Here is a 12467-nt window from a genome sequence, read left to right on the forward strand (position 1 = left end):
TTTGGAAAAGTTCTATATCTCTCATAATGAAAACGGGATACCACGATAGGCGGTGGCTAAGCAAGCATTACCCACAGGAAACAGCGAGGAACCGTTTATTTCCGGTGTCTTGCCGGAAAGTCGGTCACAGGGGGTGTATTGCCTCTGAATGGATTACCAAGGCAGTTGGGGGCGAGTTTTGAAAAAGGGCAACCATTGAAAGAATGTTGTTCGGTTCTCTATTTTAGGCTTATTCAACAAAGGAGAAGATAATGAAAATCCAAATCCTGGGACCAGGATGCGCTAAATGCAGCAAACTCATGGATACAGCTAAGACTGCAGCAATGGAGTTGGGTATTGCCTGCGATTTTGAAAAAATTTCGGACGTGAACCAGATTATGGGTTTTGGTGTCATGATGACTCCCGGCCTTGTAGTCGACGGAGTGGTAAAAAGCGTCGGTAAGGTGCCCTCGCTTGAAGAAATGAAAAAGCTCTTACAATAAAGGAGAGAGTAATGAGTGCAACGCAAAGCGAATGTACCTGTTCCTGTGGAGGAGAGAACACCGGATTAAAAGTCATTTTTTCCTGTTCAGGATGTGCGGATGTCGGAGAATTGGCTGATCAATCAGCACGCAAGCTTACCAGGGACGGTGCGGCAAAGATGGCTTGCCTGGCAGGAATTAGCGGCAAAGTCGACGGCATTGTTAAATCTGCTGAAGCAGCCGATTCAATTCTTGCCATAGATGGTTGCCCCCTTGAATGCACAAGAAAAACATTGGAAGAATCTGGATTTACCGAGGTAAACCACTTGCGATTAAGTGATCTTGGTTTTGAAAAAGGAAAAACAGAAATTTCCGCCGCCTCGATTGCCGAGGTTATCAGCAAAGCGAAAATGTATCTTTAAGATAGGAGTTAGCGGTGAGAAAGTATTCTTTATTATGTGTCTTGATGGCGCTTGTCTTTTTTATAACCCCTGGACTCCTTGTACTTACCCAGAATTCTGTCAAAGCAGAATCCTTGCCACAGGTTCCGGTCCCCGGATTAGTGACCATGGTTGATTTAGGAGCTAAAAAATGCATCCCTTGCAAAATGATGGCCCCGATTATCGAAGAGCTGGCCAGGGAATATGAGGGACGGGCAGCGGTCATATTCATTGATGTCTGGGAAAATACCGATGTCCCGTCGAAGTTTGGAATCCGCACTATTCCTACTCAGATCTTTTATAATGCGCAAGGTAAGGAAATTTCCCGCCATGAGGGATTTTTAGATAAAGAATCCATCGTCGGTATCTTCACAGAATTAGGGGTCAAATAGAAGCTATGGATCAATTTTTCCTCACCATAAATACCTGGATGACCCAGGGCCTCCTGCTAGGGGGCCTGGGATGCTTTCTTTGGGGGATGGTCAGCGTGTTGTTCAGTCCCTGCCACTTGGCATCCATCCCGCTTATTATAAGCTATGTGGCAGGACAAAATCACACCATGGCAGGAAAGAAGGCCGCCCTTTATGCAGTGGTATTTACACTTGGCCTGTTTCTCACCATTGCTACCGTTGGAATGATATGCACTCTCCTTGGACGCATGCTGGGAGATGTTGGTCCCTATATGAATTTTGTCGTTGGTGGCATTCTTGTATGGGTTTCGTTGGACATTCTCGGTGTGGCGAAATGTTCCATGTCCGGTGGACTCATGGCAAAGATCAAAGTAAAGGGGATGGTTGGTGCACTCACCCTTGGCCTGGCTTATGGCGTTCTCTCTGGTTCTTGCACATTTGGCTTCATTGCCCCCATCCTTGCCATCATTACCGTACAGCAGAAAATCCTTACCGGTGTTGTCTTTATTCTTCTTTTCGGCATAGGTCACTGCATTCCCATTGCCGTTGCCGGCAGTTCCACTGCCCTCGTCAAACGTTTTCTGGAAAATGGTACCTGGTTACAGGGAAGTGGCCTGTTTCGTAAAATCGCAGGGGTTTGCATTGGTGCTCTTGGCCTATATTTCATAAGTCAACCGTTCATTGCAAGAGTTTACTAGTTCGCTCAGAATCATTTAGGAAAAAGTATGACACGTTTCATCGGTCCACGACGAAATCATTCATCATATCGAGAATCCGAAATCACTTGAAGCCTGTCGGAGACAAGTGTTCTCTCTTCCTGGCAAAGCATTGATCAAAGTGCAACCCTATGGCGAATACTTTCTGCATACAGCCTGCTCTCAATATATAAAGACAGTGAGGCCACGGCACGATCGCACACGGGAAAAACCGGAATACCTTTTTCAAGCAGAACATCACGAAAGGGATCATACATTCTCCCTCCGTCCACCACGGCAACAACGGGAACTCTGCTCTCGACAACCACCTGGGACAACAAGGAAACAATACCCTGTTCCGCATCAAGCGCATATGCAGGGTTGCAGGTTTCTTTAAGAGTATGCATCTGCGGCGACAGCGGGTCCAGACCAACAACAATGGCATCAACAGCACCGTCCCTGCTCAATATTCGGACTGCTTCTGCGTGCATCTCATCATCTGCAGACGGGTTGATGTCCAGTGGATTATTTATGGTAACCAGTGAATCCAGCTGTTTTGCCCGTAGAATATCAGCGATTTTATCAATGGTAGTCTGGGAATATTCAGCCAGCTTCATCTGGAAATCATCGGATTGTATGGAATCAGCCATACCCACGGCTTCAAATCCTGCCCCGCTCAGAGCTGCCAACCGATTACCGCGTATAGGTTTCATACAGAAAAGCTCTGCGAGCAAAAACAAATCCTGAAATTCGGTAAAGGTTCGGGCAACAATGGCACCAGCCTGCCTAATACAGCTTTCACACACCATGTAATCCCCTGCAAGGGATGCGGTGTGTCCACTGGTGGCTGTCTGTCCCTCAGGGGTTCTGCCGGCCTTGTAAAACACCACCTCTTTCCCCTGTATCACAGCTTCTCTTACAGCCCAGGCAAATTCAAGACCATCCTGGTCGTTAAACCCTTCAGCATACACGGCAATAACATCAACCTCATCGGAATCCTTGAAGTACTTGACCATATCACCCAAGGTAAGGTCTGTCTGATTACCCATGGAAACCAGATACGCTGGGGCCAGCTCCGGGCACTGACTGCTCCGGTGCAGCATAAATGCACCGCTCTGGCTGACCAGTGCTGCCCTGCGCGGGCTCTCATCTCTGTTTCTGGGAAGTTTATCTTCTGGAATAAACCAGGTGTCATACTTGCCCGGAAAGGAAATCACGCCCATACAGTTGGCTCCGAGAAATACAGGACCACCATCTCCTTTCCCATGTGCCAGGTTTATTTTTGTTACCAGTTGTTCCGCACGTCCTCTGCTCTCTTCATTTTCACCCATACCACCGGGAATGAGCATGACACTTCTGGCACAATCAAGGGCGATGATCTGCTCAACCAGATCAGGAACCTGCTCAGCATGGATGGCAACCACCAGCAAATCAAGCTGCCCGGGCAGAGATGAGAGGTCTTTTACACAACGTACTCCGGCCAGTTCTTCATGGTCTGGCTTGATAATGATTACTCTCTCTTTGTCAAATCCCTGGGCGAGGATATTATCCAGAATGGTGCGTCCAAAGTTTTTTCTTTTGCCCGAGGCTCCGATTACGCCGATGGTTCGAGGGTGCAGCAAATTATCTATTTTGGCAACAGGACGTTGATACTCCACTCTTTCAGGGATGGAAAAATTGCACATTCCATCCAAAGGTACCATGAGAAAATCTGTAAACGCATAAGGATTGATCTCCATTTCTTCAATCACGAACTTTGTTTCAGGATTGGCAGGAGAATAGGTACGCCCAAGTTCTATAAACGAGCTGAAACACTCTATCAACTGTTCATCGCTGACAATGCGTCTCTGGCCACGGGTAAGACCTGCCAGTTTTCTGTAGGATATGGTTTTCCTGAACAGTTCAAAAAAACGCTCCCCGTCAATCAGTTCACAGGAGGCGGCAACAACTGCCTGTCCCTTACGGAATCTTTTTGCGTACAACTCCGTATCAGTACCGCCAAGACCCGCACTGATAACCATGCCAAATTCACGGGTATTTCTCAGACCTACGATCAGTTCATTGCCAAAGGCTTCCGAATCAGGGGGCATGAACTGAACCATGAGAACGCCCTTGAGATCTCGGGCTATGGCATTGATCAAGGCCTCTCCAGACAACCCACGGTATATTTCCGGTACCCCTTGAGGATTAGCCTGACACCAGGCAGCATAATTTTCAGGCACCTCATACATCATCCTCCGAAAAGCAGAGCGTATCTTGTTGGCATCCTTGTCCACGATTCTGACGCCCTTTACTTCGGTCTTATGGATAATTGTGGGAGAAACAATCTTGAGAACAATTTTTTCACCTGGCAGGGCAAGCAGTTCTTCTTCCGAAGAACGAGCCCCCCTTGGAATAAAAATGGACTTAGGTGGTGTTTCAGCGCCTGATTTTGCCAACAGGTTATACACCTCATATTCAAACAGGTACGTACGCCCATCCTGCTGTGCGGAACCAAACAGTTCTGTGATGGCTTGATGTTGAATCTGAGCGGTTATACTGGTTTCCATATGAAAACTCCGGATCATTTACAAATATAAAACCTGAGAGAGTGACTACTCGCAGGGGAAAAGGATAAGCTTGGCAGCCTTCCGTGCTATGACTGGGCACAGGGTGTATGGGACTTTCGCAAGCAGGCTGGCGCAACGTTTAGGCAGACTCAAGCCAGGTTCTTCATAACAAGAGCAGCTGTATAGTGATCAGCTCACCTTAAAAGAGAAGATACGGCATATGGAGTCTGCATGCCATAACCAAGCGAGACTATACAGGCATTTCTGGTAATTGGCTTGTGGCAGTTCTCACCTGTGACCAGTTGCAATAAATTATGTAGAATAACAGGATTTATTGCACCCAGATTTGCATTTGCCGATTTCCTGGAATATCATAATGACAGCGATGTTCATGCAGCCATACTGGACGCTGCAAAATCGACAGGCTCTTCTTGTAAGTCAGTAAAGAAAAACCCGGTGTGGGCAATTCATACAGCATCTATGTGTCAGTTACACCCTTTCCGGGGCCACATACTGTAAGCGTTAGCAATATATTTATCACCGTGTTCACATTCTATGACGTCACAGGGGTATTCTATTGGTTCACCTGATAAGTTTACAAGCAATCATAAAGGATTCGGAAAACCTGCTTACCTTGCCTGATATATGGCTCCGACTCAGAAGAATGATTGATGACGACCACTGTTCAGCGGATGATATGGCAACGCTTATCTCCCGTGATCCGTCACTGAGTGCCCAATTACTGAAGCTCGTCAATAGCCCCCTGTATTATTTTCCCAGAACCATTTCCTCCATCTCCCAGGCCATAACGCTCATCGGCAGCAAACAGCTGTATGCGCTGGTTACCGCTGCCTCCACCGGGGCGATAATCAGATCTGCTGCCGGACGACATATTGAGCTGAAATCATTATGGAAACACTCATTGTACACTGCTTTCGGCACAACACTCCTTGCTGAAGAGATGAAACAGAGTGCAGATACGTTTTTTCTTTCCGGTCTTCTCTGCAACATAGGAACACTGGCTGTAGTAACATATGCTCCAGATATCGCCTTGGCTGCCGTGGGATATCACTGTAAAAACCAGTTTCCATGGGACAGAGAAAAAGAAGTACTGGGCTTTACCATGGCCGAGGCCGGAGGAGCTCTTCTGGACGCCTGGAACCTGCCGTTTGACATTGTTACTCCGGTATTGTTTCAGCATACACCCGGTAAGTCGGCGGAATATACAGCCAACTGCCACGCATTACACTGTGCCAGTCGAATTGCTCTGGAGATATTGCAATCCAATGGTCAGGATACCCTGGATTATCTCTCTGTCATCAACGATGACAGCCTTTCCGCCATCGGTCACCCAAGAAATACTCTGGACGCTCTGGTTAAACAAATTACTGCTCGTGCTCCCGAAATGTTGGATATTTTCACAATGTAACCGTAGGTAATCATGGATGAATTAATTTTCAAAAGCGACGACGAGGCCACCGCAGTTGAGGAAAAGTACAGCCCATGGAAAATCCTTGTAGTGGATGATGAAGACGGTGTGCACCAAGTAACCAATCTGGCCTTAAAGCATTTCAGCTTTGACCATAGAGAATTGTTACTCCTGCACGCATATTCTGCCGAAGAAGCATTGCATCTTCTCAATGAACATGCAGATATTGCAGTAATTCTACTGGATGTTGTCATGGAATCCGAGCATGCGGGGCTCAATCTCGTGCATACCATCCGCAAGGAGTTGAATAATACCAGCGTACGTATTGTCCTGCGAACCGGACAACCTGGAAAAGCTCCTGAACACGACGTCATCCAGAATTACGATATCAACGACTATAAAACAAAAACCGAACTCACCTCCAACAAACTCTTTACCCTGATGTATTCAACATTGCGGGCATACAGAGATATCATAACACTGGACAAAAGCAGAAAAGGCCTTGAAAAACTCATTATCGCCTCAAGGGGAATCTCTTCACGCAGTGCCCTTGCTGAATTTATACGGGCAACACTGGGACAGCTTTCCAATTTACTGAACATAGAAAACACCACTATTTTTTCCTGCAAGGCAATTGGGTATATTCTGTTTGACGAATTTCTTGAAATCTTTGCTCCCGATGATACGGGAGATGGGCAATGCATTGATATCGATGATCTCCCTGAAGACAAAAAAGAACTCATTAACAGGGCCATTGAAGAACAGAGAAACATCTTTGCCGGAAATAAATTTGTGATGTACTGCTCAAATCGCAGACACATTGTTCTCTTTTTTGCCCAGATCAACCAACCACTCTCAGACATTGACACCAGACTGCTCAACATCTTCACTGAAAACCTTATAGTTACACTTGAAAACATCTACCTGAACGAGGCTATCACAGGAAGCCAGAAGGAGATGATATACAGGCTGGGAGAGGTCGTGGAATCTCGTTCCAACGAAACCGGCAACCATGTTAAACGCATTGCCCATTACACTGAGCTGATGGCCCGTCTTATTGGTTTTGACAACAGTGAGGCTGAGCTGATAAAGACGGCTTCAACCATGCATGATATCGGGAAGATAGCTATTCCGGACGCAATCCTGACCAAACCGGGGAAACTGGACAGTGAAGAATGGGAAATTATGAAAACCCATGCCGAACGTGGATATCAGATACTGCAATACTCCTCGCTGACAGTCATGAACATGAGCGCGACTATTGCCCTGACCCATCATGAAAAATGGGATGGTTCCGGATATCCCAAAGGACTGAAGGGTACAGACATCCATATTTATGGACGCATCACCGCCATTGCCGATGTATTTGACGCCTTGGCCAGCGATCGCTGCTATAAGGCTGCATGGCCAATGAAAAATGTATTGGAATTGTTCAAGGAGGAGCGGGGAAAACATTTCGACCCCCTGCTTACAGACCTTTTTCTTGAAAATGCAGAGCAATTCATTGCCATAAAAGAACGATTTGAAGATTAACCGGCCTCTAGGAGGTTGTCCGAGAATAGGAATTTTCGTTCAGTTCGAGGCAAACCTGAAAAAATACCACAGGCATATACATGATATTCCGAGGATATTTTTTCAGGTTTAACAAAGATATGGGCGGAAATACCATTCTTGGACAGCCTCCTAGTGTGGTTCGCACAATGTGTACATAAACCGGCCAGGTAGTTTCTTCAAGTAAAGGATTATTACCGTTAACGGCTAAAGACAGCCCGACGAGGATTGTATGACTGAAACCCCAGACAGAACACAGCCCCTTATTCTTGTTGTTGACGACGAACCCTTTATCAGAGATTGCTTTTCAGACACCCTTGAAGACAGTGGCTACGATCCACTCGTGGCAGAAAACGGCCGCATTGCTCTGGAGCTTATAGAAGAGCATCATCCTGATCTCATTCTCTGCGACATGCAGATGCCGGAGGTGGGAGGTCTGGAAGTTGTCCGCACTGTGCACGAGAAATACCCCAACCTGCCGATTATTGTGGTCTCTGGCGCAGGCGTAATAGAGGATGCCATTGAGGCCGTTCGAGAGGGTGCCTGGGACTACCTGGTCAAACCTCTCTACAGCCTGAAAACGCTTATCCAGTCCGTTGAAAAAGCCCTGGAACGGGCACACCTGATTGCGGAAAATCAAGAATATCAAAAAAACCTGGAAAAACGAACACTGGAATTACAGAAAGAAATTGAAGACAGGGAAAAAGCAGAGAAAAAACTGGTTCAGTCCGAAAAAATGGCCGCACTTGGTGACCTTGTCGCTGGTGTTGCCCATGAAATCAACACCCCCCTGGGGATAGGGGTGACCGGTATATCCTACCTGCAGGATGCGACAAACACCTTTCAGCAGCTCTTTGAAACAGGAGAAGCCAAAAAAAGCGACCTGGAAAAGTTCCTTAAAGACTGCCGTGAAGCCTGTGAAGTCACCTTGTCGAACCTGAGCCGTGCTGCTCAGCTGGTAACCGGATTTAAACAGATAGCCGTTGACCAGAGCAGCGACGAACGGCGCACATTCAATGTGAAAGAGTACATTCAGGAAATCCTTTTCAGTCTGTACCCACGTATAAAAAAAACAAAACATACGGTCGACCTGGACTGCCCGGAAGAACTGGTTATAGACAGTTATCCCGGCGCATTTTCCCAGATTCTCACCAATCTGGTTATGAATTCCCTGATTCACGGATTTGAAGATATCGAACAGGGAACGATCAGTATTGCCATCATGCAGGAAAACAGTTCGTTAACCCTGCATTATAAAGATGACGGCAAGGGCATGACTGAGGAACAACGGACAAAAATCTATGACCCTTTCTACACAACCAAGCGCGGTTCAGGTGGAACCGGCCTGGGCATGAATCTTGTCTTTAATCTGGTGAGTGAAAAATTCACCGGTGAAATTGAATGTGAAAGTACGCCTGGTGGGGGAGTTCATATTACCATATCCATTCCAAATGTAGTAAAAAGTGGGGAAGCATCATGATTCTCATATATGGTTGTCGACAAGCAAAACGGCATCGCACAAAGTAATGAATACAATTTTAATTTTAGATGATGAATCCGGAGTTCGGCAGAGCTTTGCAGATTATTTCGAAGATCAGCTCTGGGAGGTAATTCAGGCTGCCAGTGCCGAAGAAGCTTTGGACCTTACCGCTGACCGGACCATCCAGGCAGCGGTGGTAGACATGCGTCTACCAGGAATGGATGGCAATGATTTTATCAGGGCCATGTACCAACGGGGGCATAGAGCGGCCTTTGTAATCTGTACAGGGTCCCCTGAATATACAATTCCCGATGATCTGTTACCCCTGCCCTGTGTCTGCAGCCAGATAGTTACCAAACCGGTGTACAGGTTTGAAGATCTGCAGGAGCTGGTCCTGCAAACCATGGAAGAGCTTGCAGACGAAACATAGCCCCAAAAACAAAAAAGCGATACGTATAGGATCAAGAGAAGATCTATCTCTGAAGAGGAAGGCGGATAACAAAGGTTGAACCTTTTCCTGGAGAAGAATCAACACTCAGTGTTCCACCATGATTTTCTACAATAATAAAATAGGAAACGCTTAGCCCCAAGCCTGTTCCCGTACCTACTTGTTTGGTGGTAAAAAACGGCTCAAACACCCGCTTTCTGGTTATCTCGTCCATTCCCGGTCCATTATCCGTGATTTCAACACATGCCATCTTCTTTTTCTTATCCCGGTAGGTATGAATACCGAGAGAGGGCGACGGGGTACCAGCCTCCTGCATTGCCTGGGCAGCGTTACGAAAAATATTGAGCAGCACCTGCTGAATTTTGCTCTGTTCGCAGGGAATATGCAACGGAGAGTCCTTGAAGTCCTTGTGGATTGCAATCTGCTTGAAGTCGTACTGCTTTTTCAGGTCATAGTCCGTTGCAGCAAGCTCCAGGGTTTTTTCTATAAGTTCTTCCAGGTCGCTATAGGTGACAATTGACTCTCCTTTACGCGCAAAACTGAGCATATTTGCAACAATGGAAGCCACTCGCCTGCCGGATTCATTGATGGTATCAAGCATGCGATATATGCCGCGGGCATCCATGAACTGCTCGATGGACTCCATGGTTGTTCCGGCGGCCTCTGCCGCTCTCGTGTTGGCCGAAATTGGCACACCTCTTCGCAACCGATTGCTCATCACCTCTGCTGTCTGCATTATGCCCGCCAGGGGGTTGTTGATCTCATGGGCCATACCGGCAGCAAGTCCGCCAACGGAAAGCATCTTTTCACTCTGAATCATCATTTCTTCCAGACGAATATGTTCGCTCACATCATCTACGCGGATTACGGCGCCCTCCACACCATTTGCAATAAGCGGATAAATGGTTAATTCTTCATACCCCTCGCTGCCCCCCAGAAAACCAGGTCTTTTTTGCTCATGAATTATCTGTCGCTGGGTGATACTTGTATAAATTTTCTCCATCTCAAGCGACATGTACGGTAACACTTCAGGGAGCATCCTGCCCCGGGCAATGTCAGCCTCTATCCCCGTATGCCGCTCTGCTGTTTTATTCCATTGAGTTACCCTGCCCATCTCATCCACGCCGATCAAGGTAGAAGGCATGGAATCAATGATATTGGAGAGATAATTTCGCAGGCTCCGTAGCTCGTGCTCATCCTGTTTTCGCCTGCTGATATCACTGACAACCCCTACTACACCGATGATGCAGTTATCATCATCCTTAACTGGAGAGAAACTTTCACTGAACCATCCCATGCGTCCACTTCCTGTGGGTAACCGTCTTTCAACGGTTTCTGTCACTTCACCCCGCATGGTTTTTCGGATCTGTTTTTCACTCTCGCTCTCTCTTACAAAAGCAAAGACTTCCCAGGGGGTTTTACCTAAAATATCTTCCCTTGACGTGCCGCTCATCATCTCCATGTTCTTGTTAAACACGGTATACCGAAACTTCTGATCAAGCACCAGAACCCCTTCATTCATGGATTCCAGTATATAATTGAGCAGACGCTGATTTTCGCGCAGCTTATTTTCCGCCTCTTTCCTCTGGGTGATATTCTGGCAGAAAAGGACATAAAAGTCCTGACCTCCAAAAGAGATCATGTTTATGATGACATCTACCTGAAACTCCTCTCCGTTTTTCCTCTTATGTATCGATTCTCCAGTGATTACACCCTGTTCATGCAAAAGTTCCTTACTTGCCTCCCACAAATCAGGAGAGAGGGTGGGATTAAATGTAAAAAGATTTACCTCAGAAATTTCTTTCTCTGTATACCCTAAACTTTGGCGGGCCTCTTCATTGGCTTCCAGAATTTCTCCTTGCTCCCCTATTCTGAAGATACCTATGGAGGCTTTATCAAAACAGAATTGGGTTAATTTCAATGAATCTTCTGCCTGTTTCCGTTGTGTGATATCCTGTATAAAAATAATGGAATACCGTTTCCCCTCATATTCAAGCCTGTTACTGAATATCTCCACGACTATTCTGGTACCGTCCTTTTTTACAAAAGTGGTTTGAAAATGTCTCTTTTGTCCTGGAGATAGTTCATCCCAGAGTACCTGCCAGCGCTCTTCATCCAGGTCAAAATCAATATCTACAACCCTTTTGGTAACCAGTTCTTCACGGGTATACCCCAATAGTTCTGCGGCCTTGTGATTGACATCCAATATACTGGCATCTGCAGCAACACGAAAAATTCCCATTTCAGCATGATTAAAGCTGAACTGGGTAATGCGAAGGGATTCTTCAACCCGTTTGCTTGCCGTAATATCAAAAAGAACACCGGCATGGATAACAACATCACCATATGTCTGGGGTTCGGCATTGCCTAAAAACCACAGAGTGGAACCATCGGACTTAATAAAACGCCCCTCGTAGTTCCACGGTACCTTCTGCTCTATCGCCCTCCTTCACAGACAGGACAAACAGTTCACGGTCCTCTTCAGGAAGGTGTTTGCAAAACTCTTTAAAAATCGTTTCAGGATTAGAATCCAGACCAAATATACGGGTGATATTATCACCAAAAAACTCAGTGTAAAACTGATGATTCGGACGATCAATAAACTGAAATACAGCACCAGGAACATTGCAGGTTATGATTTTAAGGCGTCTCTCACTTTCCAGTATAGCACCTTCCCGCTTAACGATTTCCTCTGACATGTACTCCAAATTCCGCTCCAAACTGCGAAAGTCTTCTTCCTCTGCCAGTGGCCAGGAAAGAGCAAAATTTCCCAGGGCTATGCTGCGGGCGTTTTCTGCATATTGGTGTATATACGAGGAGAGCTTGTTGATGTATAGCCAGGAGAGGGATAAAGCAAGCAGGAGAGAAAAAAAGATACCGGAAATGATGGGAATGAACAGCTCAGTACAATCCCTGCCGCGATTTAACAGCAGGAATATGACCGTAAAGCACACTGGCAATACAGCCGCTAAAATAAGTTGCAGTGTTACAAAGCGTTTCAAGA

At 46.4% G+C, this 12467-nt stretch carries 11 protein-coding genes; 8 read left to right on the plus strand and 3 right to left on the minus strand.

Annotation, left to right across the window (positions count from 1 at the left end):
• Positions 1–251: 251 nt before the first annotated feature.
• Genes G493_RS0117655 through G493_RS0117670 form a run of 4 tightly spaced genes read left to right on the plus strand, consistent with a single transcriptional unit; the run spans position 252 to position 2009 of the window.
• Positions 252–482, plus strand: a complete 231-nt coding sequence (locus tag G493_RS0117655) for a thioredoxin family protein (protein WP_028581475.1) — start codon at positions 252–254, stop codon at positions 480–482.
• Positions 483–493: 11 nt separating this feature from the next.
• Positions 494–883, plus strand: coding sequence for a putative zinc-binding protein (locus tag G493_RS0117660; protein WP_028581476.1), 390 nt, complete (start codon positions 494–496; stop codon positions 881–883).
• 14 nt (positions 884–897) lie between these two features.
• Entirely contained in the window at positions 898–1293 is a 396-nt protein-coding gene (locus G493_RS0117665) for a thioredoxin family protein (RefSeq protein ID WP_028581477.1), read from the plus strand.
• 5 nt (positions 1294–1298) lie between these two features.
• Positions 1299–2009 (plus strand): cytochrome c biogenesis CcdA family protein, encoded by a 711-nt coding sequence (locus tag G493_RS0117670; RefSeq protein ID WP_028581478.1) that lies wholly within the window; start codon positions 1299–1301, stop codon positions 2007–2009.
• 134 nt (positions 2010–2143) lie between these two features.
• On the opposite strand, the gene G493_RS0117675 is transcribed toward G493_RS0117670, so the two are convergent.
• Positions 2144–4555 carry an acetate--CoA ligase family protein gene (locus G493_RS0117675; RefSeq protein WP_028581479.1) on the minus strand — a complete coding sequence of 804 codons (2412 nt, stop codon included), beginning with the start codon at positions 4553–4555 and terminating at the stop codon, positions 2144–2146.
• A gap of 577 nt (positions 4556–5132) precedes the next feature.
• Here G493_RS0117675 and G493_RS29900 point away from each other — a divergent pair.
• From G493_RS29900 to G493_RS0117700, 4 genes are all read left to right on the plus strand, one after another.
• A complete protein-coding gene (locus tag G493_RS29900) occupies positions 5133–5984 on the plus strand; it encodes an HDOD domain-containing protein (protein WP_051309469.1) in 852 nt (283 codons plus the stop codon).
• A gap of 9 nt (positions 5985–5993) precedes the next feature.
• Positions 5994–7517, plus strand: coding sequence for an HD domain-containing phosphohydrolase (locus G493_RS0117685; protein WP_028581480.1), 1524 nt, complete (start codon positions 5994–5996; stop codon positions 7515–7517).
• Positions 7518–7767: 250 nt separating this feature from the next.
• Positions 7768–9015 carry a hybrid sensor histidine kinase/response regulator gene (locus G493_RS0117695; protein WP_028581481.1) on the plus strand — a complete coding sequence of 416 codons (1248 nt, stop codon included), beginning with the start codon at positions 7768–7770 and terminating at the stop codon, positions 9013–9015.
• Between the two features lie 46 nt (positions 9016–9061).
• On the plus strand, positions 9062–9445 hold the full coding sequence (locus G493_RS0117700) for a response regulator (protein WP_028581482.1): 384 nt from the start codon (positions 9062–9064) through the stop codon (positions 9443–9445).
• Between the two features lie 43 nt (positions 9446–9488).
• On the opposite strand, the gene G493_RS32450 is transcribed toward G493_RS0117700, so the two are convergent.
• On the minus strand, positions 9489–11903 hold the full coding sequence (locus G493_RS32450; protein WP_332308223.1) for a PAS domain-containing sensor histidine kinase: 2415 nt from the start codon (positions 11901–11903) through the stop codon (positions 9489–9491).
• Positions 11860–12465, minus strand: coding sequence for a hypothetical protein (locus tag G493_RS0117715; protein WP_028581483.1), 606 nt, complete (start codon positions 12463–12465; stop codon positions 11860–11862). Before G493_RS0117715 ends, G493_RS32450 begins: the two co-directional genes overlap by 44 nt.
• Between the last annotated feature and the right edge of the window lie 2 nt (positions 12466–12467).

The organism is Desulfogranum japonicum DSM 18378 (assembly GCF_000429945.1).
GTDB classification, from domain to species: Bacteria; Desulfobacterota; Desulfobulbia; order Desulfobulbales; family Desulfobulbaceae; genus Desulfogranum; species Desulfogranum japonicum.